The 21592-nt window shown below is 75.2% G+C and carries 22 protein-coding genes; 6 read left to right on the top strand and 16 right to left on the bottom strand.

Annotated features, from left to right (window positions below; all coding sequences use genetic code 11):
* Positions 1–87 precede the first annotated feature (87 nt).
* Complete coding sequence (locus GA0070609_RS12540; RefSeq protein WP_197700260.1) at positions 88–987, top strand: aminoglycoside phosphotransferase family protein; 900 nt, start codon at positions 88–90, stop codon at positions 985–987.
* Between the two features lie 45 nt (positions 988–1032).
* Positions 1033–1437 carry an MmcQ/YjbR family DNA-binding protein gene (locus GA0070609_RS12545; RefSeq protein WP_088993981.1) on the top strand — a complete coding sequence of 135 codons (405 nt, stop codon included), beginning with the start codon at positions 1033–1035 and terminating at the stop codon, positions 1435–1437.
* Positions 1438–1456: 19 nt separating this feature from the next.
* On the opposite strand, the gene GA0070609_RS12550 is transcribed toward GA0070609_RS12545, so the two are convergent.
* Positions 1457–2506 carry an L-dopachrome tautomerase-related protein gene (locus GA0070609_RS12550; RefSeq protein ID WP_088993982.1) on the bottom strand — a complete coding sequence of 350 codons (1050 nt, stop codon included), beginning with the start codon at positions 2504–2506 and terminating at the stop codon, positions 1457–1459.
* 352 nt (positions 2507–2858) lie between these two features.
* Positions 2859–3326, bottom strand: coding sequence for an SLOG cluster 4 domain-containing protein (locus GA0070609_RS12555; protein ID WP_172899332.1), 468 nt, complete (start codon positions 3324–3326; stop codon positions 2859–2861).
* A 138-nt stretch (positions 3327–3464) separates the two neighbouring features.
* Between GA0070609_RS12555 and GA0070609_RS12560 the strand changes: the two genes are divergently transcribed.
* Positions 3465–4145: an SGNH/GDSL hydrolase family protein gene (locus GA0070609_RS12560; protein WP_088993983.1), complete on the top strand. Its 681-nt coding sequence runs from the start codon at positions 3465–3467 to the stop codon at positions 4143–4145.
* The gene (locus GA0070609_RS12565; RefSeq protein ID WP_231928654.1) at positions 4142–4570 is read left to right on the top strand and encodes a hypothetical protein; all 429 of its coding nucleotides are present in this window, start codon (positions 4142–4144) and stop codon (positions 4568–4570) included. The genes GA0070609_RS12560 and GA0070609_RS12565 overlap by 4 nt, the downstream gene beginning before the upstream one ends.
* 32 nt (positions 4571–4602) lie before the next feature.
* Here GA0070609_RS12565 and GA0070609_RS12570 read toward each other — a convergent pair whose 3' ends face one another.
* Positions 4603–6885: an ATP-binding cassette domain-containing protein gene (locus GA0070609_RS12570; RefSeq protein ID WP_088993984.1), complete on the bottom strand. Its 2283-nt coding sequence runs from the start codon at positions 6883–6885 to the stop codon at positions 4603–4605.
* Between the two features lie 62 nt (positions 6886–6947).
* Between GA0070609_RS12570 and GA0070609_RS12575 the strand changes: the two genes are divergently transcribed.
* Positions 6948–7940, top strand: coding sequence for a helix-turn-helix transcriptional regulator (locus GA0070609_RS12575; protein WP_088993985.1), 993 nt, complete (start codon positions 6948–6950; stop codon positions 7938–7940).
* A gap of 83 nt (positions 7941–8023) precedes the next feature.
* On the opposite strand, the gene GA0070609_RS12580 is transcribed toward GA0070609_RS12575, so the two are convergent.
* The 12 genes from GA0070609_RS12580 to GA0070609_RS12635 all read right to left on the bottom strand — a co-directional run bounded on the left by GA0070609_RS12580 (position 8024) and on the right by GA0070609_RS12635 (position 19169).
* The gene (locus tag GA0070609_RS12580; protein WP_088993986.1) at positions 8024–9382 is read right to left on the bottom strand and encodes an ATP-grasp domain-containing protein; all 1359 of its coding nucleotides are present in this window, start codon (positions 9380–9382) and stop codon (positions 8024–8026) included.
* A gap of 2 nt (positions 9383–9384) precedes the next feature.
* Positions 9385–10356: an alpha-ketoacid dehydrogenase subunit beta gene (locus GA0070609_RS12585; RefSeq protein WP_088993987.1), complete on the bottom strand. Its 972-nt coding sequence runs from the start codon at positions 10354–10356 to the stop codon at positions 9385–9387.
* A 2-nt stretch (positions 10357–10358) separates the two neighbouring features.
* Positions 10359–11330: a thiamine pyrophosphate-dependent dehydrogenase E1 component subunit alpha gene (locus tag GA0070609_RS12590; RefSeq protein WP_088993988.1), complete on the bottom strand. Its 972-nt coding sequence runs from the start codon at positions 11328–11330 to the stop codon at positions 10359–10361.
* On the bottom strand, positions 11327–12124 hold the full coding sequence (locus GA0070609_RS12595; RefSeq protein ID WP_088993989.1) for a DUF3050 domain-containing protein: 798 nt from the start codon (positions 12122–12124) through the stop codon (positions 11327–11329). Before GA0070609_RS12595 ends, GA0070609_RS12590 begins: the two co-directional genes overlap by 4 nt.
* A gap of 1 nt (position 12125) precedes the next feature.
* Complete coding sequence (locus tag GA0070609_RS12600; RefSeq protein ID WP_088993990.1) at positions 12126–13055, bottom strand: phytanoyl-CoA dioxygenase family protein; 930 nt, start codon at positions 13053–13055, stop codon at positions 12126–12128.
* A complete protein-coding gene (hppD, locus tag GA0070609_RS12605; RefSeq protein WP_088993991.1) occupies positions 13052–14143 on the bottom strand; it encodes a 4-hydroxyphenylpyruvate dioxygenase in 1092 nt (363 codons plus the stop codon). The genes GA0070609_RS12600 and hppD overlap by 4 nt, the downstream gene beginning before the upstream one ends.
* A 67-nt stretch (positions 14144–14210) precedes the next feature.
* Entirely contained in the window at positions 14211–15449 is a 1239-nt protein-coding gene (locus GA0070609_RS12610) for a beta-ketoacyl-[acyl-carrier-protein] synthase family protein (RefSeq protein WP_088993992.1), read from the bottom strand.
* On the bottom strand, positions 15446–17062 hold the full coding sequence (locus GA0070609_RS12615) for a class I adenylate-forming enzyme family protein (protein ID WP_088993993.1): 1617 nt from the start codon (positions 17060–17062) through the stop codon (positions 15446–15448). Before GA0070609_RS12615 ends, GA0070609_RS12610 begins: the two co-directional genes overlap by 4 nt.
* Positions 17059–17586, bottom strand: a complete 528-nt coding sequence (locus GA0070609_RS12620) for a beta-ketoacyl synthase chain length factor (protein WP_088993994.1) — start codon at positions 17584–17586, stop codon at positions 17059–17061. Before GA0070609_RS12620 ends, GA0070609_RS12615 begins: the two co-directional genes overlap by 4 nt.
* Complete coding sequence (locus GA0070609_RS12625) at positions 17583–18665, bottom strand: beta-ketoacyl-[acyl-carrier-protein] synthase family protein (RefSeq protein ID WP_088993995.1); 1083 nt, start codon at positions 18663–18665, stop codon at positions 17583–17585. The genes GA0070609_RS12620 and GA0070609_RS12625 overlap by 4 nt, the downstream gene beginning before the upstream one ends.
* Positions 18658–18903 carry a hypothetical protein gene (locus GA0070609_RS12630; RefSeq protein ID WP_088993996.1) on the bottom strand — a complete coding sequence of 82 codons (246 nt, stop codon included), beginning with the start codon at positions 18901–18903 and terminating at the stop codon, positions 18658–18660. The genes GA0070609_RS12625 and GA0070609_RS12630 overlap by 8 nt, the downstream gene beginning before the upstream one ends.
* Positions 18903–19169 (bottom strand): acyl carrier protein, encoded by a 267-nt coding sequence (locus GA0070609_RS12635; protein ID WP_088993997.1) that lies wholly within the window; start codon positions 19167–19169, stop codon positions 18903–18905. The genes GA0070609_RS12630 and GA0070609_RS12635 overlap by 1 nt, the downstream gene beginning before the upstream one ends.
* A 15-nt stretch (positions 19170–19184) precedes the next feature.
* On the opposite strand from GA0070609_RS12635, the gene GA0070609_RS12640 reads away from it, so the two are divergent.
* Entirely contained in the window at positions 19185–19913 is a 729-nt protein-coding gene (locus tag GA0070609_RS12640; RefSeq protein WP_088993998.1) for a 4'-phosphopantetheinyl transferase family protein, read from the top strand.
* Here GA0070609_RS12640 and GA0070609_RS12645 read toward each other — a convergent pair.
* Positions 19841–21235 carry a class I adenylate-forming enzyme family protein gene (locus GA0070609_RS12645; protein WP_088993999.1) on the bottom strand — a complete coding sequence of 465 codons (1395 nt, stop codon included), beginning with the start codon at positions 21233–21235 and terminating at the stop codon, positions 19841–19843. The two genes, GA0070609_RS12640 and GA0070609_RS12645, sit on opposite strands and share 73 nt — an antisense overlap.
* Between the last annotated feature and the right edge of the window lie 357 nt (positions 21236–21592).

Here is a 21592-nt window from a genome sequence, read left to right on the forward strand (position 1 = left end):
CTTGATCACCGGAGCCGGGCGGGAATCGGGTTGCCCGGGGTGGGGTCGGGTGGGGAGAGTCGGCGGGTGGGGCGGGATGGGCGAGTCGTGGAGCCGGTGCCGGACGACGTGCTGCGCGGGCGGATCGACGCGGGGTTGGTGCGCCGGCTGGTCGCCGCGCAGTTCCCCCACTGGGGCGACCTGCCGGTCCGGCCGGTCGCGGTCGGCGGGTGGGACAACCGTACGTTCCACCTGGGCGACCGGATGACGGTCCGGCTGCCCTGCGGCGAGGGCTACGCCCTGCAGGTCGCGAAGGAGCAACGCTGGCTGCCGGTGCTCGCGCCCCGGCTGCCGCTCACCGTCCCGACCCCGCTCGCCGCCGGGGAACCCGGCGCCGGCTACCCGCACCCGTGGTCGGTCCACCGCTGGATCGACGGCGACACCGCCCGCCCGGAGCGGATCGCCGACCTGACCGAATTCGCCACCACGCTCGCCGGCTTCCTCGCCGCGCTGCGCCGGGTGGACCCGGCCGGCGGGCCGGCGGCCGGCCGGCACAGCGCCTGGCGCGGGGCGCCGCTGCGCACGTACGACGCGGAGACCCGGCGGGCGGTCGACGCGCTCGGCGACCGGATCCCCCGCGACCCGGTCACCGCGATCTGGACGGCCGCCCTGGCCACCACCTGGGACGCCCCGCCGGTCTGGTTCCACGGCGACGTCGCCTTCGGCAACCTGCTGGTCCGCGAGGGCCGGCTGGCCGCCGTCATCGACTTCGGCTGCTGCGGCGTCGGCGACCCGGCCTGCGACACGGTGATCGCCTGGACGCTGCTGGACGGGCCGAGCCGGACGGCGTTCCGGGAGGTGCTCGGCGTCGACGACGCCACCTGGGCCCGGGGACGCGGCTGGGCACTGTGGAAGGCGCTGATCACGCTGGACGACGCCGACCCGGCACGCGCCGCCGAGGCCCGGCACACGCTCGACCAGGTGCTCGCCGAGTGGCGGGAGGGGTGACCGTACGGCCACCCACCGGCCGCGCGCGGCGCGTATCGTCGGGACGTGGCCACCTGGGACGACGTACGCCGCATCGCGCTGGGCCTGCCGGAGACCAGCGAGCACCCGTCGTACAACGGGGCGCCGGCGTGGCGGGTGCGGAAGAAGTCCTTCGTCTTCGACCGCCCGCTACGCAAGGCCGACCGCGAGGCGCTCGGCCCGGCCGCGCCGGACGGCCCGGTGCTCGGCGCGTACGTGCCCGACGTGGGGGCCAAGGAGGCGCTGCTCGCCGACGACCCGGCCGTCTACTTCACCACCCCGCACTTCGACGGCTACCCGGTGATCCTGGCGCGGCTCGACCAGCTCGACGTCGAGGAGCTGACCGAACTGGTGGTCGAGGCGTGGTACGCCTGCGCGCCAAAACGGCTCGCGGCCGCGTACCAGGCCGGCCAGCCGACCACCCCGTCCTGACCCGGTACGCCGGGCCCGCTCAGGGGTGGTCGTTCGGGGCCGGCCGGGCGCCGACGGGCCACCGGTAGATCCGCAGCGGCCGCTCGACGCTGTCCCGGCCGCCGGCCAGCCCGGCGGTGCGGTGCAGCTGGGTCACCGGGATCAGCAGGTCGCCGCCGCGGTCGATCCAGAGCGCGTCGGCGAACGCCAGGCGCGGGTCGGCGACCAGCGTCGCCACCTGCCGGTCGGGAGCGATCCGCAGGATCCGGCGCCGGTCCACGTCGCTGAGGTAGATCGCGCCGTCGGCGTCGATCGCGGTGCCACCCGTGCTCGGGGTGTCCAGCCAGCGCTCGACGGCGCCGGCCAGGGTGTCGGGCGGGACGTCCGGGTCGTCCAGCCAGTGGGTGGCGACCCGGGCGAGCGGGCCGCAGGCCGGCTGGAAGTAGAGGTGGGCGCCGTCCGGCGAGACCTCCAACTGGTCAGCGTGCAGCCGGACCTCGGCGCCGTCCAGGTCCCGCAGCGGGGTGCCGTCCGCGCTCATCGGTCGGCCGGCCGTGGTGCTCCAGTGCCCGTCCAGCACCCGGCGGGCCCGGCCGCTGGCCAGGTCGAGGACGACCAGGGCGGGCGCGCCGGCGTCGGTGAGGTAGGCGGTCGGGCCGTTGAACCGGACGTCGTCGAGGAAACTGGTTGGCCGGGTCACCGCGGTCAGGTCGTAACAGCGGGTGATCCGGTCGGTGGCGAGGTCGACGGCGAGCAGGCGGGGGCCGCCCGGCACCGGCGGCGCGCCGAACCCGGGGGCGCCGCTGTCGACGAGCCAGAGCAGCCCGTCCGGCCCGGTCCGCAGGCTGTTCACGGTGACGAAGGCGCCGTCCGGGTCGTGGTCGTCGCGGACCGCGTTCCAGGCCGGGTCCGGATACGGCACCGCCGTCCCGTCGGCCCGCAGCTCGGCCACCGCGATCCCCGGCCCGTCAGCGTTGGGATAGCAGACGAACGTCCGCCCGGCGGCCGTGGTGACGCCGTTCCAGATCCGGTTCGAAGCGTGCACGGACGTCAGCCGGTCGTCCGCCCGGTCCGGCCAGTCAGCGCTCATCCCGCCCGCTCCCTCCGTCGCGACCCGTCGGCGGCAGCGACCTACCCGGCGATCCCCTCACCATGCCCGTGGCCGGGCGGCGAGCGCCGGCAGCAGCCCGTCGAGCACGCCCGTCCCCTCCCCCGACATCCGACCGGCCCATCGTCGGGTCGGGACGGCAGCCGCGCCGCGCGGTCAGGACCCGGCGACGTCAATCCGACAGGGCCGCCGCGACCGCCTCCTCGGCGGTGGTCACGTGCACCGGGCCGGGCGCGGTCGGGGCCCGGCGACGTCAATCCGACAGGGCCGCCGCGACGGCCTCCTCGGCGGTGGCGACGTGCACCGGGCCGGGCGCGGTCGGGGCCCGGCGACGTCAATCCGACAGGGCCGCCGCGACGGCCTCCTCGGCGGTGGTCACGTGCACCGGGCCGGGCACGGGCAGCCCGTCGGCGTCGAGGATCCACCAGCCGCCGAGCACCACCACCGGGATGCCGCCGCGGCGCAGGCCCAACGCCACCTCGCTGAGCGTCCCCCAGGACCCGCCGACGGCGATCACCGCGTCGGCGCTCCACACCAGGATCGCGTTGCGGGCCTGACCCATGTTGGTGACCAGCACCGCTGAACAGTCGGCCGGACCGGGGTCGGTGCCGTCGTCCGGGCGGACGCCGATCACCAGGCCGGCCCGGGAGCGGGCGCCGGCGGCGGCCGCGGCCATCACCCCGCCGCCGGCGCCGCAGAGCACCGTCACGCCGCGCCCGGCGAGCAGCTCACCCACCCGGCGGGCGTACGCCAGCTCGGTCCCGGTCGCCGACGCCGGGCCGCAGACCGCCACCTGCACCATGGTCCGCCCCCTTCCGCCGCCCATCATGCCGGCGGCGGGTGGTCCTTCCGGAGGGAGCGGTCGAGGGTCCACCCGGCGGAGGTAACCCTGCCCGACGGGCCGCTGCCCGCGGGCACCACGGTCGATTAGCGTACGCCCATGCCATCGACGTTGACCGAAGCGACCGATCCGTGGTGCCTGCGCCCCGGGGAGAGCGCGGCGCTGCTGCGCGGGCATCCGTGGCGGCGCTTCGCGGTGCTGGGTGACAGCGTGGCCGAGGGGCTCTGCGAGCCGGTGGACGGCTACCCGGACGTGCAGTGGGCCGACCGGATCGCCGCCGAGCTGCGGGCCGTGGCGCCCGAGCTGGCGTACCTGAACCTGGGGCTGCGGGGGCTACGGGCGCACGAGGTACGCGCCACCCAGCTCGCCCCGGCGCTCGACTTCCGGCCCGACCTGGCGCTGGTGGTCTGCGGCGGCAACGACGCCTTCTCCCCCGGCTACGACGCCGACGCGGTGGACGCGGAGCTGACCGCGATGATCGAGGCGTTGCGGGCCGCCGGGGCGGACGTGATCACCGTCGGGATGTTCGACGTGTCGCACAGCCCGGCGGTCCCGCACCGGCACCGGGCCGGCCTGGCCGAGCGGATGCGCCGGCTCTCCGCGCACACCGGCGCGCTCGCGCAGCGGCTAGGCACCCTGCACGTACGGCTCACCGACCACCCGCTCACCGCGGACCCGTCGATCTACAGCAGCGACGGCCGGCACGGCAGCGCCCGCAGCGACGCCATCGCCGCCGCCGAGACGGTCCGCCGCCTCGGCGCCCACCTGGGCAACGCGTGAGCCGCCGGAATCCGTCCCGGGAGCCCGCCGCGCCGCCCCGGGCGGACGGCGCGACGGCCACCGGCCTGCTCGAGGCCGGCAGCCGCCGGCGCAACCAACCGCCACCACCGGCCGTCGTGTTCGAGGCGCTCACCGAGCCCGACCGCGATCCGGCGCGCCCCTGGCTACGGTTGCTCGACGACGAGCAACCACCGCGGATCCTCCGCGCCGAGCACCCGCGCCTGGTCGTCTGGTCGTCGCTGTGGCCCCGGCGGCCCGACGCCCAGGTGCGTTTCGAGCTGGAGTTCGACGGCACGTACGGCACCGAGTTGCGCTGGACCCTGCTGGTGTCCGAGCCACTGCCCGACCAGTCCCTGCTGGGGCACCTGCGCAAGCGGATGAACCAACTGGTCAACGGGAACCTACGCCGCACCTTCGGCCAGTAGCCGGCGGAGGGCCGCTCGGGGCGGCATCGGCGTCAGTGCGCCGCACCAACCCGGGCGTGGCGGCGGTCCTCCGACCGGACGTGACCGGTGAGGGCCGCGCAGGTCGGGGTGTCCCGGTCGGTGTAGTCGGCGACCGGCCCCTGGTAGAGCACCGTGCCGCCGTGCCGGCCGGGGCCGGGCCCGAGGTCGATGAGCCAGTCGGCCCGGCGGATGACGTCGAGGTTGTGCTCGATGACGACGACCGTGTGGCCCCGGTCGACGAGGCCGTCGAGGAGGGCCAGCAGGGTGTCGACGTCGCTCAGGTGCAGGCCGGTGGTCGGCTCGTCGAGCACGTACGCGGTGGGCTGTGCCGTCTCGCGCAGCTCTCTGGCGATCTTCAGCCGCTGGCACTCGCCGCCGGAGAGCGTGCTCAACGACTGGCCGAGTCGCAGGTAGCCGAGGCCCACGTCGGCGAGGTGCCGCAGCGCGCGGGCGATCTGCCGGTCGGACAGCCGCGCGACGGCCTGGTCCACGGTGAGCGCGTCCACGTCGGCGATCGACAGCCCGTCGACGGTGTGCCGGAGCACCTCCGGGGTGAACCGCCGGCCCTGGCAGGTCCCGCAGACCACCTCCTGCCCGTCCAGGAAGGCCAGATCGGTGTGGATGACGCCGAGGCCCCGGCAGTCCGGGCAGGCACCGGCGGAGTTGGCGCTGAACAGCGCGGCCGGTACGCCGTTGCGCGCGGCGAACAGCCGGCGGATCGCCGGCGCGATGCCGGTGTAGGTGATCGGGGTGGAACGCCGGTTGGTGCTGACCGGGCTCTGGTCGATGACCGTCGCGGCGTGCTGGGCCACCAGTTCGGCGGCCAGGCTGGACTTGCCGGAGCCGGCCACCCCGGTCAGCACGGTCAGCACGCCGGTCGGTACGGCCACGGTCACCCCGCGCAGGTTGTTGCGGGTCGCGTCGGCGATGGTGAGGCGGCCGGCGCCGGCCCGTGGCCTCCGCCGCACCGGACGACGCCGGCGCAGCGCCCGCCCGGTGGGGGTGTCGGCGCGGCGCAGTTCGGCGAAGCCGCCCTGGAACACCAGGCGACCCCCGTCGGCGCCGGCGCCCGGTCCGATCTCGACGATCTGGTCCGCCCGGGCCATCACGGCGGGGTCGTGCTCCACGACCAGGATGCTGTTCCCCCGGTCGCGCAGCCGCTCCAGCAGCCGGACGGTGGCCTCGACGTCGGCCGGGTGCAGCCCGACCGTGGGCTCGTCGACCAGGTAGGTCATCTCGATCAGGCTGGAACCCAGGTGCTTGACCATCTTGATCCGTTGCGACTCGCCGCCGGACAGGGTCGTGGTCGGCCGGGACAGGGTGAGGTAGCCCAGCCCGATGGTGGTGATCGCGTCCAGCCGGGCGGTCAGTGCGTCGACCACCGGCGCCACCTGGGCCGCGGTGACGGCGCGGACGAGACCGGCCAGTTCGCTGACCTCCAGCCGGGACAGCTCGCCGATCGTGTGGCCGAGCAGGGTGGCCGTCCGGGCGGCCTCGTTGAGCCGGTCCCCGTGGCACTCCGGGCAGACCTCCGAGCGGGTGAACCGGCGGATCACCTCCTGCTTGCGGTCGGACAGGTGGTCGGAGGTGTGCAGGTAGATCCGCTCGAACCGCTCGACCACCCCCTCGTACGCCTTGGGTGGCTTGCGGCCCAGCTTCGCGGCGGCCTCGCCGCCGTACAGCAGCGCCGCCCGTTCCTGCGGGCTCCACTCCCGCAGCGGGGTGTGCGGGTCGAAGGTGCCGATGTCGGCGTACTGGGCGTACCAGTAGCCGCCGTCGCCGAACCCGGGCAGCCGGATCGCCCCCTGCGCCAGCGACCGGTCCAGGTCGAGGAAGCGGTCGACGGCGGCGGCCACCACCTCGCCGAGGCCCGAGCAGGTCGGGCACATGCCGGCCGGATCGTTGAAGGAGAACCGATTCGACTCGCCCACCTGCGGTGTGCCCACGCGGGAGAAGAGCAGCCGCAGGTAGGTCCAGGCGTCGGTGACGGTGCCGACCGTCGAGCGGGCGTTGCCGCCGAGCCGGCGCTGGTCGATCACGATCACCGGGGACAGCCCGCCGATGTGCTCGACGTCCGGGCGGGTCCATTTCGGCAGCCGGTTGCGGGCGAACGGCGGGAAGGTCTCGTTGAGCTGGTGACCCGCCTCGGCGGCGATGGTGTCGAACACCAGCGACGACTTGCCCGACCCGGACACGCCGGCGAAGACGACCAGCCGGTTGCGCGGGACGTCGACGTCGAGTGTGGCCAGGTTGTTGGTGCGGGCGCCCCGGACGGTGATGTGGCGATGTTCCATGCCGCCGACGCTACGAGCAGATGTGGCCGGATCCTGACCGCGATCGAGGGGAGAATGGGCCCGTGGCCGATGTGACCGGGCGGATGCTCTCCCTGCTGTCGACCCTGCAGAGCGGCCGGTCGTTCGCCGGCGACGAACTGGCCCGCCGGCTGGGGGTCAGCCCGCGGACCCTGCGCCGGGACGTCGAGCGGCTGCGCGGCTACGGCTACCCGGTCGACACCCAGCCCGGGCCGGGTGGCTACTACCGGCTCGCGGCCGGCCGGACCATGCCCCCGCTCGTCCTCGATGACGACGAGGCGATCGCCACCCTGCTCGGTCTCGCCGCGCTCGCCGCTACCGGAACGGCCACGTACGGCGCGTTGGACGAGGCGGCCACCCGCACCTACGGCAAGCTGGAGCAGTTCCTGCCCGCCCGGCTGCGGCCCCGCGTGGCGGCCGTCCGGGCGAGCCTGGAGACGGGCCGGCACGAGACGCCGCCGGTGACCGCCGAGCAACTCGGCCTGCTCGCCGACGCCATCGCCGACGCCGAGGTCGTCACGTTCACCTACACCGACGCGCACGGCGCGCGCAGCCGGCGACGGGTCGAGCCGTACCGGCAGGTCCACCACCTGCTGCGGTGGTACCTCCTGGCGTGGGACGTCGACCGGGCCGACTGGCGGGTGTTCCGGCTCGACCGGGTCGACGGCCCGGTGCGGACCGGCACCCGCTACGCACCCCGGCCGCTGCCGGCCGAGTCGGCCCTGGAATACCTGCGGCGTGGTCTCGGCAGAGCTGGGCAGCGGGTCAATCTCGTGGTCGAGGCGCCGGCGCACCGCGTGCTCGACGCCCTGAGGTACCACGACGTCGAGGTGGACGCCGTCGGCGACCGGCGGACCCGGATCGTCGTCTCGGTCGACTCCTGGCAGTGGCTGCTACTCAACCTCGCCTTCCTGGACGCGGACTTCACCATCGACGCCCCGCCCCACCTCACCGCCGCCTGCCGCACCTTCGCCCACCGCCTCCTCACCGCCACCCCTCCCACCCCCACCACCCCCGACCCACCTCGTCGATCATGAAGTTGTTGACCCGACACGCCGGAGCGAGCCACAACAACTTCATGATCAAGCGGGCGGAGTGGGGCCGGGGAGCCGGGGGGCGGTCAGTCGGTTACCAGGAGGCCGGAGAGGAGGACGCCGCGGGCGAGGTTGAGGACTCCGTCGCAGCCGGGGAAGCCGGTGCGGATGCAGGCGCCGGCCGGCTGGCGGCCGAACAGGTACGGGGCGATGCTGTAGGGCACCTCGGCGCTGACCGTCTCGCCGGTCTCGATGTGCACGAAGTCCAGCGGGACGCTGTCCGCCGGGACGTACTCCTGGAGGATGAAGCCGCCCCGCTCGGCGAACCGCCGTACCCCGTCGCGCCAGCGGTCCGGGTCGCACTCCCGGCCGATCAGCACGTCCACCCCGGCCGAGCCGTCGGCCGGCTTCGCCACCAGGCCGGCCCGGTCGGCCACCGCCCGGTCCAGCAGGGCCGGGGTGAGCGCCCAGGTACGCGGCACGTACCGGTGGATCAGATCGCGGTCGGCGGCCGGCAGTTCGTCGGCGTCCGCCCAGAGCCAGGCGAAGCCGAGCTTGTTGGCCAGCAGCCAGGCCGCCGCCGACACCCAGATCGGCACCGATCCGGCCGCCAGTGCCGCCTCCAGCGCGTCCACCCCGGCGCTCGGGGTGACCCGGTTGGGCACGAAGAGCCGGAACACCCCGTCGACCGGGGCGCCGTCGACGACCAGCCGGTCGTCGTCGTCCAGGCGCACCGCGGAGACCGGGGCGATCACCAGGTCCAGGCCGAACGCGGCGGCCCGCTCCGCCACCGGGGCGAGCACCCGCAGGAACCGCTGCGGGTCGTCCAGCCCCGGGTACTCGGCGTCGAAGTCGAGCAGCATGGCCACCCGCGCCCCGTCCGGCAGGCCCAGCCCGGCGCGGATCGCCGCGAACCGGCGGTCCACCGCGGACGGCGCCGCCTCGAGGCGGACCCGGTCGGTGATCCCGCGGGCCCGGTAGACGTCGACGAACCGGCGGACCACGGTGTCGGCGTCGAACGCGCCACCGAGGCTGCTGTCGATGTTGTACTCCACCACCCGCGGCACCCCGCCGGAGAGCAGCACGTCCGGCCGGAAGGCGGCCAGCAGCGCCTCGGAGAGCGGCTCGTCGTCGTCCAGCAACCGGGTCGCCCCGGCCGGGACGCCGAGCAACCGGCGCAGCTCCCCCGCCGTGCGGGCACGCCGCCGGCACGCCTCGAAGATCAACTGGGCGAGCCGGTCGCAGACCGCGTTGAGCACGTCCAGCGAGGTGCGGTCCATCACCGGCGGCCGGGCCAGCCGCCACTGCCGGTTGTACGTCGCCCGGCCGTCGAAGATCTCCCGCCAGGACTTCGCCCCGGCGGCCACCATCTCGGCCCGTACGTCGGCGGGCAGGTCCAGCCACGCCTGCGCGGCGGACGGCCAGCGGTGGTCAACGTCGATCATGGTCACCCGTCCTTCAGCACGTGTTGGATGGCGGTGCGCAACTGGTCCCGGCCCGGTTGCACGGCCCGGTCCAGCGCGGGGGCGAACGGCAGCACCGCGCCGTCCGGGCGGGTGACCCGGCGCGGCGGCGCGACCAGCGGCACCCGCTCGACCATCGTGGCGATCACCTCGCCGGCGATCCCGCAGGTCCGGTTCGAGTCGTCGACCACCACCAGCCGCCGGGTGCGGGCCACCGACTCGGCGAGCGAGTCCCAGTCGAACGGGTACAGCGTGCGCGGGTCGTACACCTCCACCGACGCCTCGCCGGCCAGTTCCTCGGCGACCGCTAGCGCGTCGTGCACCAGGTGCCCGACCGCGACCACGGTGACGTCGTCGCCGGACCGGTGCACCCGGCCCCGGCCGAGCGGCACCGGAGCCAGGGCGGCGAAGTCGACGTCGGCGCGGACGTCCAGCGCGCCGGCCGGCGCGAAGACCACCACCGGGTCGTCGCAGCGCACCGCCGAGACCAGCAGCCCGTACGCGTCCGCCGGGGTGGCCGGCACCACCGTGGTCACCCCGACGTGGGCGAAGAGGCTGTACGGGTGGTCGGAGTGCTGCCCCGCCCAGCCGGTACGGGAGCCGGAGCCGGGCACCAGGTAGGTCACCGGCACCGCGCACTGCCCGCCGGTCATCAGTGGGAACTTGTGCGCGTGGTTGACGATCTGCTCGAAGACCAGGAACAGCAGCGACGGGATCTGGAACTCGACCACCGGCCGCATCCCGGCCAGCGCGGCGCCGGTGGCGAAGCTGGTGAACGCCTGCTCGGACAGCGGAGTGTCCCGCACCCGGTCCGGGCCGAAGCGCTTGAGCAGGCCGGCGGTGACGTTCGCGGCGCCGACCCGGATGTCCTCGCCGAGCAGGAACACCGTCTCGTCGCGGGCCAGCTCGTCGGCGAGCGCCCGGGTGAGCGCCCGCCGGTAGGAGAGCCTGGGCATGGTCAACCACCTCCGGTGCGGGCGGTGAGGCCGCTGGCGTACAGGTGCGCCAGCGCGCCGGCCGGGTCCGGCTCGGGGCTGGCCAGGGCGAACTCCACCGCCGCGGCCAGCTCCCGCTCGACCTCGGCGTCCACCGCGGCCCGGTCGGCGGCGGACAGCCGGGCGCCCTGGATCACCACCGGGTCGCGGGCCCGGCCCCGGGCCACCTCCTCGGGCGGGCGGTAGTCGAGGCGTACCACATGCTCGAAGGTGTGGTGGGCGTCGAACCGGTAGGTGCTCGCCTCGATCAGCTCGGGGCCGCCGCCGGCCCGCAGCCGGGCGACGGCGGCCGCCGCGGCGTCGCGTACCGCCTCGGGGTCCTGGCCGTCCACGACGGCGGCCGGCATGCCGAACGCGGCGGCCCGGCCGGTGATGCTGCCGGCCACCGCGCCGGCGACCGGCATGGTGGTGGCGTAGCCGTTGTTCTCGCAGACGAACAGCACCGGCACCCGCCAGAGCGCGGCCAGGTTGAACGCCTCCAGCAGCATCCCCTCGTTGACCGCACCGTCGCCGAAGAAACTCACCCCGACGGTGTCCGCGCCGCGCCGCCGGCGGGCCCAGACCGCCCCGGTGACGATCGCGCCGGACGCGCCGACGATGGCGTTGGCGCCGAGCACACCGACGCCGAAGTCCGCGGCGTGCATCGAGCCGCCCCGGCCGGCGTTCAGGCCGGTGGCCCGGCCGCACAGCTCGGCGAGCATCCGGGCCGGGTCGGCGCCCTTGGCCAGCACGTGCCCGTGCCCCCGGTGGGTGCCGACGACCACGTCGTCGGCGCCCAGCGCGGCGCACACGCCGGCGGCGATCCCCTCCTGGCCGAGGTACGGGTGGATGCCGCCGACGATGTGCCCGGCGCGGACCAGCTCGATGGCCCGCTCCTCGAACCGGCGGACCAGCCGGACCGTGCGGTAGAGCCGGACCGGGTCGGCGTCGGTCACCGCCCGCGACCGGCCTTGATCGCGGCGAGGATGTCGTCCCAGAGCCGGGCCCGGGCGGCCAGCGCGGTGTTCACCGTGTCCGCGCACTCCTGCCACTTCGCGTCGTCGTCGCCGCACAGGTCGGCGAGCATCTGCATGGCCATCGGGGTGTGCTGCTCGCCGTCGACCTCGATGTGCCGCTCCAGGTAGTCGACGAACGTGTGCAGTCGCCGGCTGCGTTCGTTGATCGCGACGACCTGGGCGAACATGTCCGGGATCAGGTCCTCCCGGCCGAACGCGAAGGCGGCCGCCTGGCAGTGCACCGGGGTACCCTCGATGATCCGCCAGGTGGTGGCGGCGAACGCGGCCGACGCGGCGAGCACCCCGGCCTCGCCCAGCGCCGCGCCGACCGGCCGGCCGGCGCGCAGCAGCTCGACCAGCCGGTCCACCGCGGTGGTGTCGGCGCCGGCCTCCCGCATGCCCTGCACGTACAGCTCGAAGTGGCTGGTGTAGCCGTCGCCGAGCTCGTCGCTCTCCTCCACCATCACGATGTCGTTGATCAGCCGGCGGCTGCCGGTCGGCCCGGTCGGGATCCACGGCACGGTGACGCAGGTGAGCTGCCGCTGCAACGACTTCAGCAGCGACATGAAGTCCCACACCGCGAAGACGTGGTGCTCCATGAAGGTGACCAGCGCCTCGTGGGTGTCCAGGTTGGCGTAGAGCGGGTGCTTGACCACCGCGTCGCGGCGGTCGGTCACCGCCTTCTCCAGCCGCTCGATCCCCGGGTGCGTCTTACCCCAGTCGTACCGTGACATGTCAGCCTCCCTGCTGGGCGCGGTGGCGCCAGATGACCGGGCAGTATTCGGGGTCCGCGTAGTCCGGCCGCCCGTCGGCGGTGCGGCGGACCAGCACGTCGTGGTTGTAGGCGGCGAGCGAGCCGTCGGAGAGCGGGTACGCCCGCCAGGCGTTGTCGCCGTCCTGCAGGTGCAGCGAGATCGCCTGCCGGGGGCGGCCGCTGACGTTGGCGCCGCTGCCGTGGTAGGTGCGGCAGTGGTGGAAGCTCAGGTGTCCCTTGGGGATCACCATCGGGACCTTGCGGATCTCGACGCCGTTGTGCGCCGCGTTCGCGGCCAGCATCTCCTCCAACTGGTCGCGGTCGCGCTCGGCGAAGTGCCGCACCACCGTGTCGTCGGCGCCGACCTCCCGCCAGCGGTGCGAGCCGTCGACCATGGTGATGGTGCCCATCTCCTCGCCGCAGTCGTGGAACGGGATGAACGCGGTCAGCATCCGCTCGGACGACGAGGACGCCCAGTAGTGCTTGTCGAAGTGCCAGGGCACGATGTTGCTCGGCTCGCCGGAGATCGGCGGCTTGTAGATCAGCGTGGACTGGAACACGCGGATCTCCTCGGCCTGGGCGAGCCGCGCGGCGACCGCGCCGATCAGCGGCTTGCGCAGGATCGCGGCGAGCCCGTCGTGCTCGTGGTGGACGTAGTCGTTGTGCCGCTGCACCGCGCCCTTCGCCGGCTCCCAGTAGGCCAGCTTCGGCGGGCGTACCGGCAGCCGGCGGTCCCGCTCGCCGGCGTAGTAACGCTCGGCGGCCGCCGCGAGGGCGTCCACCTCCTCGTCGGTGAGCAGCTTCTTCGACAGGTACCAGCCGTGCTCGGCGTAGAACCGCACGTCTTCGTCCGAGGGCAGCAGCGCCTCCTCCTCGGCGGTCAGCGTCGGGTCGAACTCGGTCGTGGTCACGCACCCACCCCCTGCGGTACGGCCGCGGTCGCGGCCAGCTCCCGTTCCTTGGCCTCGTAGAGCGCCTTGATGTTGCCGCTGCCGAAGGTCAGCGCCCCGCGCCGCTCGATCAGTTCGAGGAAGAAGGTGCGGCGCACGTGCATCGACTCGGTGAAGATCTGCAACAGCTGCCCGGCGTGGTCCCGGTCGACCAGCACGCCCAGCTCGCGCAGCCGGTCCAGCGGCGCGTCGACCCGGCCGACCCGGGCCTCCAGCTCGTCGTAGTAGCTGCCCGGGGTGGCCGCGAAGCGCACCCCCCGGGCGGCGAGCGCGCCGACCGCGCCGACGATGTCGTCGGTGCGCAGCCCCAGGTGCTGCACCCCGGCGCCGGAGTGCTGGTCGAGGAAGGCGTCGATCTGCCCCGGCCGGTGGCCGCGGTCCGGCTCCAGCAGCACCAGGGTGACCCGGCCGGACGGGCTCTGCACCACCGTGGAGTTCATCGCCTGCCCGTCGACCTCGATGTGCTCGGTGAAGATCTCCGCGAAGCCGAACACCTCCCGGTAGTGCCGGACGGTCGCGGCGAGCTGCCCCGGCGGCACGCAGACCGCCAGGTGGTCGATCTCGGCGAGCAGCGGGGCGTCGTCACCGGGCGGCGGTGGGGTCGGCTCCACCGCGCCGGGCAGGAAGTCGCGCCGGTCGCCGCGCCGCTCCACCAGCCGGTGCAGCACGTCGCCGAAGCCGCCCACCTCGGCGGTGACCACCTCGGCGTCCGCGCCGGTGAAGGTGACCGGCGGGGTCACCCCGGTCGCTCCCCGGGCCACCAGTTCGGCGTACGCCCCGGCGGCGTCGTCGACCTCGACGGCGACCACCGCGACGCCGTCGCCGTGCCGCTGCACGTAGCGGGCGGCCGGGTGCTCGGCGGTCAGCCCGGTGGTGAGCACCATCCGGATGTCCGCCTGGCTCAGCAGCAGCGAGCGCCGGCCGGCCAGCCCGGTCTCCGGGCCGCCCTGGCCGCTCAGCCGGAAGCCGACCGCGCGGCCGAAGTAGAAGGCGGCCTGCCGCGCGTCCCCCACGTAGAGTTCGATGTGGTCGATTCCACGGATGTCCATCTCATCTGCCCTTCCCCCCGTGCTCTGCCGTCGGGCGCGCCCCGCCCGCGGGTAGGTGCTGCGCCGGTCACCTCCCCGGCCGGGCGGCCCGCGCGAGCAGCAGGCTCACGTTCTGGCCGCCGAAGCCGAAGGAGTTGGTCAGCGCGTACTCCGTCTCCGTCGCCCGGGGCTCCTTGCGGATGTGGTCGGCCGGGCAGGCCGGATCCGGGTCGTCCAGGTTGTGCGTCGGCGGCAGCAGCCCGCGGCCTAGCGCCAGCGCGGTGGCCGCCGCCTCCAGCACGCCGGACGCGCCGAGCAGGTGCCCGGTGAGCGCCTTGGTGGAGCTGACCGGCACCCCGTGCGCCCCGAAGACCTCCGCGAGCGCGGTGGTCTCGGCGATGTCGCCGAGCTTCGTGCCGGTGCCGTGCGCGTTGACGTAGCCGACCCGGGCGGCCGGCACGCCACCGCTGGCCAGCGCCCGCCGCATGCACTCGGCCGCGCCCGCGCCGTCCGGTCGCGGCGCGGTCGGGTGGTACGCGTCGGTGGTGGCCCCGTATCCGGCCACCTCGGCGTAGCCGGTGGCGCCCCGGGCGGCGGCGTGGTCGGCGCGTTCCAGCACCAGCAGCGCCGCCCCCTCGGCGAGCACGAAGCCGTTGCGGCGGGTGTCGAAGGGCCGGCTCGCGGCGGCGGGATCGGCCCAGCCCCGGGCGAGCGCCCGGGCGTTGCCGAACGTGTCGGCGAAGGTGGGGAAGAGCGGCGCCTCGCTGGCCCCGCAGAGCACCACGTCCGCCTCACCGGCCCGGATCAGCCGGACCGCGTCGGCGACCGACTGGGCGCCGGAGGCGCAGGCGGTGCCGACCGAGGAGGTGTAGCCGCGGATGCCGTACCGGATCGCGATCCGCGCCGACGGCATGTTCGGCAGGATCCCGGTGAGCAGGTACGGGCTGACCGCCGCCCGCCCCCGGGCGGCCCGGGCCAGCACCTGCTCCTCCAGCGTCGACATGCCGCCCACCCCGCCGACGATCACCGCGACCCGGTCCGGGTCGACGTCCCTGCCCACCTCGATGCCGGCGTCGGCGAGCGCGTCGGCCGCGGCGTGCAGCGCGAGCACCACGATCCGGTCCAGTACCCGGGTCTCCGGGCCGGACGCGACGGAACGCGGGTCGACCGGCGGCAGCAGGCCGGCGACCTCCAGGCAGTCGGCGGCGGGGTGCCCGGCCGGCGGGCGGGCCAACCCGGACCGGCCGGTGCAGAGCGCGTCGAAGGTCGCCTCGACGCCGCGCCCGACCGGGGTGAACAGGCCCATCCCGGTGATCACGGCGGTCATGCGGGGGTCCCGGTGAGGTATCGCTCGCGCAGGGCGACCTTGCGCACCTTGCCGGTGACGGTGACCGGGATGTCGGTGGAGCGGACCGGTACCACCCGGCGCAGGGTGGCGCCGACGTCCGGGCCGAGCGCGGCGCGGACCCGCTCGGTGCGGTCCTGCGCCGGGTCGACGCCGGCGGCGAGTTCCAGCAGCACGTCGGTGACCACGGTGCCGCCGTCGGCGACGATCACCACCGTGCAGTCGGTGACGTCGGGACAGGCGGCGAGGATCCGCTCCTCGGACATCGCGGTGTAGAACCGCCGCCCGTCGCCCGCGTCGACCGAGTCGACCGCCCGGTCCAGGTGGTAGTACCGGCCGTCGGCGTCGGCGTAGACCAGGTCGCCGGTGAGGTACCAGCCGCGCTGGCGGAACCGGTAGGTGGTGACCGAGTCGTTCCAGTAGCCGCGGAACAGCGACGGCGAGTCGATGCCGAGCCAGCCCGGCTGGCCGGGCGGCACCGGGTCGCCGTGCTCGTCGAGCACGGCGACCTTGGTGAAGCGGTACGGCCGGCCGATACAGCGGCCGTAGCGGTCGGTGTCGGTGCGGTGGGTGACGTGGAACATCGAGTGCCCCATCTCGCTGGAGCCGAGGCCGTCGATGAAGACCGAGCCGGGCACCCGGACCACCCCGTCGCGGGTGACGACGTCCCGGGAGCCGACCGCGACCAGCCGGCGGATGTGCGGCTCGTGCGAGCAGTCGCCCGTGTTGAACCACAGCCGCACCGAGTCCAGGTCGTATCCGGACAGGTCGAAGCGGGCCAGTTCCGCCCAGGTCACCGAGAAGCCGAACACACCGTCCGGGCGCCACCGCTGGATCGCGTCGAGCACCCGCTCGCCGCCCTGGTCGGAGAGGAGGAACATCTCCGCCCGGTTGCCGAGCGCCTGGTTGACCATGAGCACGGTGGCGGTGTGCGGGGCGGGCAGCGCGTTGAGGATCCGGCTGGTGCCCTGCGCCTGCGGCATGGTGAGCAGGTGCCGGGTGGCGGCGAAGAGGCTGGCGTGCGAGTGCAGCACCGCCTTCGGCACCCCGGTGGTGCCCGAAGTGTGGGTGATGACGACCGGGTCGTCGCCGTGGTGCGGGTAGTGCGCCGGGGCGGCGGCCGGGTCGCCGGCGCCCGCCTCGGCGGGGCTGCCGATCACCGGTACGCCGAGCTCGTGCCCGGCCAGCAGCGCGGTGTGCGCGTCGTCGGCGAGCACGCCGACGCCGCGTAGCCGGCGGATGTACTCGGCGGCGATCTCCGGGCGGAGCTTGCCGTTCATCAGCGCCGGGATGGCGCCGAGCCGGGTCAGCGCGAGGTAGCTGAGCACCATGTCGGCGGCGGCGGTGGCCCAGACCGCGACCGGGTCCCGCGGCCCGATCCCCCGGGCGTGCAGCCAGGCGGCCCGGGCGGCCACCCGCTGGTCGAGCTGGCCGAGGGTGAGCGGGTGTTCGGCCGGGTAGCCGTCGACCGCGGTGTCGAAGGTGAGTCCCGGCCCGTCCGGGTCGGCGTCGTGCGCCAGCACCCGGGCCAGCACGTTGCCGGCGCCGATCCGCTCGTCGGCGGCCAGCCGGCCGCGCAGTCCCCTGCTCCTCATCGGATGTCTCCTCCCCCCAGCAGCACCGCGACGGCTGAGTCCGCACCGCCGTCGTCGGATGCGTCGTCGATCAGGACCAGCAACGCCGCGTCGGCGTCGCCGTCGTGCACCAGCAGGTCGGCCGCGGCGATCCCGTCGGCCCGTGGGTCGCCGGTCGGCGAGAGGCAGAGCACCGGCCCGGCCAGCCCCCAGCGGGCGGCCACGTGCCCGGCCACGCTGTTGGGCACCGACTGGAAGAAGAACAGCGGCCCGGGGCGGCGGCCGGCGGCCACGGTGGCCCGTACGTGCGCCGCGCTGGCCCGGTCGCCCTCGGCGCTGACCAGCACGATCGCGCACCGCGCGCCGTCCGGCGCGGGCGCCGCCCGGTAGGCGCGGGTGAGGCAGCGCTCGGCCACCGCCGCGACCAGCGGGTTGAACGCCGAGTGCAGGTACCCGGGCAGCGGCGGCGGCGGGCCGTCGCCGGGTTCCGGCCAGGCCGCCTCGGCCAGCACGGCGAGCCCGGTAGCCCGGCCCGGCCCGGTCACGCCGCACCGACCAGCAGGGCGGTGTTCGCGCCGCCGAAGGCGGCGTTCAGGGTCAGCGCGTACCGGGTCGCGGCGGGCCGGGGCGCGTCCCGGATCACGTCCAGCGGGCAGTCCGGGTCGGGACCGAGCCAGCCGGCGTTCACCGGCAGCTTCCCGTGCCGCAGCGCCAGCACGGTGACCACCAGTTCGAGCAGCCCGGACGCCTCCAGCGCGTGCCCGTGCAGCGCCTTGGTGGAGCTGACCGGGACGCCCGCCGCCGCCCGGCCGAGCGCCGAGCGCAGGGCCGCCGCCTCGGCGGCGTCGCTGTGTCCGGTGCCGGTGGCGTTGGCGTTGACGTAGCCGAGCGCCTCGGCCGGCAACCCGGCCCGGCCCAGCGCGGCGCCGACCGCGCGGGCCATCCCACGGCCGGCCGGGTGCGGCTGGCACGGGTGGTACGCGTCGCCGGCGCGGGCCCAGCCGAGCAGGTCGGCCAGCGGCCGGCGGGCGGCCCGGGCGGACTCCAGCACCACCGCGGCGACCCCGTCGCCGAGCAGCAGCCCGGTGCGGCCGGCGCTGAACGGGCGTACCGCGCCGTCGGTGGCCAGCGCGCGGCCGGCGTCGAAGAGGGCGTACTGGTCCGCTTCGACCAGGTAGCCGGCGGCGACCACCACCCGGTCGGTGTCGCCGCGCCGGATCAGCGCCGCCGCGTCGGCCACCGCGCTGGTCGCCGAGACGCAGGCGGTGGTGTAGACCCGGGTCGGGCCGCCGAGGCCGGTCCAGCCGGCGAGGGTGCCGGCGAGCGCCGGGACTCCCGGGCCGCCGTGCACGGCCAGCAGCAGCGCGCAGCCGGCCCGCCGGGCGGCGTCCAGCCCGGCCGCCCGGCATGCCTCGGTCACCGACTCGGCCAGTTCGTCGGGCAGGTCGCCCACCTCGGGCAGGGTGGCCGCCGCGTCCACCCGGCGGCTGCCGGTGTCGAAGCGGCGGACCGGCCGGAACGCCGGCGCACCGGCCAGCGCGCCGGCCAGTTGCGCCGCCGCGCCCCGGCCGAGGGCGCTGGTCGCGTGCACGCCGGTGAGCTGGACGGTGGCCGCCTCAGCCATCTGCGGCGGCGGTCAGGGAGGTCCGGAAGACCGCCAGGGCGTCATCGACGGTACGGATGCCCGCGAGCTGGTCGTCGGTGAGGTCGAGCGGCTGCTCGTAGCGCTGCTCCACCAGGTGCATCAGCCAGGCCAGCTCCATCGAGCCGATCCGCTCGGGCACCTCGGCGGCCGGTTTCGCGGTGAGTTCGGCGAGCATCGCCACCAGGTCGGCTCGCCCCAGGTCGGGCCGCCCGGTCATCAGGACTTGTCGCTCGTCGCCGTGGCGACCCGGTCGGCGACCATCGCGGTGAACTCGCCGACGGTCATCAGCGCGAGCTGCTCCGACTCGTCGTCGGCGAACTTCAGGCCGTAGCGGTCCTCCACCCGGACCGCCAGGTCGGCGAGGGCCAGCGACTCCAGGTCCACACCGGACGGGCCGAGGGTGGTGTCGTCGTCGATCCCCTCGACGTCGTAGTTCATGTCGGCGAGCTGCTCGATGACGAAGGCGCGGACCTCGGTTGACATGGTTAACCTCTTTCCGTGAGCCAGCTACCGGTGCCCGATCGGGACACCGTGCACGTGTGGGTCGGCCGGGGCGCCGGCGGTCGGCCGGGGCGGGCCGGGCGGCTGCTGCGGCGGGCGGGAGCCACGCTGCTCGGCCGCGCGGAGGCGGAGATCGTGGTGGGGCGCGCCCCCGACGGGCGGCCGCTGGTCAGCGCGGGCGGGCCGGGCGGCCGGACGGTGGCGCTGCCGGTCAGCGTCAGCCGCGCCGACGGTGTGGTGCTGGTCGCCGCCCGCCGGGCGGGACCGGTCGGGATCGACGTCGAGCGCCGCCGGGAGCTGCCCGCGTTGGCGCTGGCCCGCCGCTGGTACGCCCCGGGCGAGCTGGCCTGGCTGGCTGCCCGGCCGGCGCCGGAGCGGGCCGTCGATTTCCTGCGGCTGTGGACCGCCAAGGAGGCGGTCGGCAAGGCGCTCGGCGTGGGGCTGCGCGGCGGTGGGCTGCGCCGGCCGGTGCCGGTGCCCGATGGCGATGACCTGCTGCGGCCGCTGCCCGGCCGGGCCGACCTGCGGGTCGGGCACCCGGCGGTCGATCGGGACCTGGTGGTGGCGGTCGCGGTCGCCGGCCCGTCCGGCGCGGGCCGTGACGTCGAGGTGCTCGTGGTGGACGCTGACGTCGGGCTGGTACAGCGGACCGGTCATGGCGTCGCCGCCGAGCGCAGCGCGTCCGGGGAGCGGACCAGCTTGCCGGTGGTGGTGCGGGGCAGCTGATCGAGCAGCCGCAGCACGCGGGGGCGTTTGTAGCCGGCCAGCCGCTCGGCGAGCAGCTTGTCCAGCACCTCCTCCGACAGCGGCCCGTCCGGTTGCACGTACGCGGTGATGCCGTCGTCCCAGAGCACCACCGCGGCGGCCACCCCGGGCAGTTCGGCGACGCAGGTCTCCACCTCGGTGAGGTCGACCTTCATCCCGCCCACCGAGACCTGCGAGTCCAGCCGGCCGCGGACGGTGACCAGGCCGGTGTCCGGGTCGACGGTGCCGGCGTCGCGGGTGCGCAGCCAACCGTCGGCCCACCGGGTCGGGTCGCTGAGCCCCACGTACGGCGAGGCGGGGCAGCTGACCCAGAGTTCGCCGTCGACCGCCCGGACCTCGATGCCGGGCGCCGGAGCGATCGCTGGCCGGTGCCGCCCGTACAGGTCGGTGCCGATCACCCCGACCTCGGTCATCCCGTACATGTTGCCCAGCGGCACGCCGAAGCGGTCGGTGAACGCCCGGGCCACCGCGGCCGGGACCAGTTCCCCACCGGTGGTCATCCGTTTGAACTGCGGCAGCGGCCCACCCGGCCGGGTGGAGGCGAGCAGTCCGATGTGGAACGGCACGCCGAGCACGGTGGCCGGGGTGTCGGCGGCGGCGACGGCGGCGAGCACGGCGTCGCCGCTGAGCCGCTCCGGCGGGACCAGTTCGACCCCGGCGTGCAGGCCGTACAGCAGTCCGCCGACCAGGCCGAGCACGTGCACCATCGAGGGGAGCAGGACGATCCGCTCGCCGGGCAGCGCCACCCCGTCGATGCGGGTGTAGCGGCGCACCTCGGCGACCAGGTCGGCGGCGGTGCGGCCGATCACCTTGGATGGTCCGGTGGAGCCGGAGCTGAGCTGGATCACCGCGTGCCCGCTGACCGCGGGCCGGTCGGCGTAGCCGGTGACGCCGGCGGTGACGTCGACGAAGACGCGCAGCGCCCCGCCGCCGGTGCGCACCGGCGCCACCACCACCTGCGGGGTGAGCCGGCGCAGCGCCCGGTCCACCTCGTGGTCGGTGAGCCGGTGGTCGAGCAGGATCGCCTGCGCGCCGACCCGCCAGGTGGCCAGCAGGTGCACCACGTACGCCAGCGAGGGCGGCAGCCGCAGCGCGGCGGCCCCGCCGGGACGCAGCCCGGCGGCGTCCAGCCCGGCCTGCGCGTCGGCGACCAGCCGGCGCAGGGTGGCCCGGTCGACCGGCGCCGGCAGCCGCAGGCAGACGCCGTCGGACGGGCCGGACAGCAACACCTCGTCGACCCATCCCGGGTCCGTCTCCAACGGGTTTCCTGTCGGTTGCTCCATTGCCACCGCCGTCACCGCCCAGCATCGAACAGGGCGGGATCCGCCCAGGAAAAGTGCTTGTCGGGGTGCTGCGGGGGAACCCTACGACGGCGCTCGGATCCATTGCCACATGCAAATGGCTAGATCAAAACGAGCGGCTGGCCGGATTGTCGACGGCCCGTTCGACGGGGCAGGATCGGACGCGTATGCCCACCGAACGCTACCAAACGATGACCCATCGTGCGGACGGCGGGCACTGCCGACCGTACGGCCGATGGTGTTCTTTTGACCGGCCGGGCCCGGGAGCCGACAGCGGCGATGGGTCCGGACACCAACCCGGCTGCGCGCCGGCGGCGTCGGGCGGACCGCTCGACCCCG

The sequence above is a fragment of the Micromonospora echinaurantiaca genome, from assembly GCF_900090235.1.
GTDB classification, from domain to species: Bacteria; Actinomycetota; Actinomycetes; order Mycobacteriales; family Micromonosporaceae; genus Micromonospora; species Micromonospora echinaurantiaca.

Bases quoted from the DNA above. Each gene is read 5' to 3' on its own strand.
- GA0070609_RS12550 (WP_088993982.1), bottom strand. From the start codon at position 2,506: ATGAGCGCTGACTGGCCGGACCGGGCGGACGACCGGCTGACGTCCGTG.
- GA0070609_RS12555 (WP_172899332.1), bottom strand. From the start codon at position 3,326: ATGGTGCAGGTGGCGGTCTGCGGCCCGGCGTCGGCGACCGGGACCGAG.
- GA0070609_RS12560 (WP_088993983.1), top strand. From the start codon at position 3,465: ATGCCATCGACGTTGACCGAAGCGACCGATCCGTGGTGCCTGCGCCCC.
- GA0070609_RS12570 (WP_088993984.1), bottom strand. From the start codon at position 6,885: ATGGAACATCGCCACATCACCGTCCGGGGCGCCCGCACCAACAACCTG.
- GA0070609_RS12580 (WP_088993986.1), bottom strand. From the start codon at position 9,382: ATGATCGACGTTGACCACCGCTGGCCGTCCGCCGCGCAGGCGTGGCTG.
- GA0070609_RS12585 (WP_088993987.1), bottom strand. From the start codon at position 10,356: ATGCCCAGGCTCTCCTACCGGCGGGCGCTCACCCGGGCGCTCGCCGAC.
- GA0070609_RS12595 (WP_088993989.1), bottom strand. From the start codon at position 12,124: ATGTCACGGTACGACTGGGGTAAGACGCACCCGGGGATCGAGCGGCTG.
- hppD (WP_088993991.1), bottom strand. From the start codon at position 14,143: ATGGACATCCGTGGAATCGACCACATCGAACTCTACGTGGGGGACGCG.
- GA0070609_RS12610 (WP_088993992.1), bottom strand. From the start codon at position 15,449: ATGACCGCCGTGATCACCGGGATGGGCCTGTTCACCCCGGTCGGGCGC.
- GA0070609_RS12615 (WP_088993993.1), bottom strand. From the start codon at position 17,062: ATGAGGAGCAGGGGACTGCGCGGCCGGCTGGCCGCCGACGAGCGGATC.
- GA0070609_RS12625 (WP_088993995.1), bottom strand. From the start codon at position 18,665: ATGGCTGAGGCGGCCACCGTCCAGCTCACCGGCGTGCACGCGACCAGC.
- GA0070609_RS12630 (WP_088993996.1), bottom strand. From the start codon at position 18,903: ATGACCGGGCGGCCCGACCTGGGGCGAGCCGACCTGGTGGCGATGCTC.
- GA0070609_RS12635 (WP_088993997.1), bottom strand. From the start codon at position 19,169: ATGTCAACCGAGGTCCGCGCCTTCGTCATCGAGCAGCTCGCCGACATG.
- GA0070609_RS12645 (WP_088993999.1), bottom strand. From the start codon at position 21,235: ATGGAGCAACCGACAGGAAACCCGTTGGAGACGGACCCGGGATGGGTC.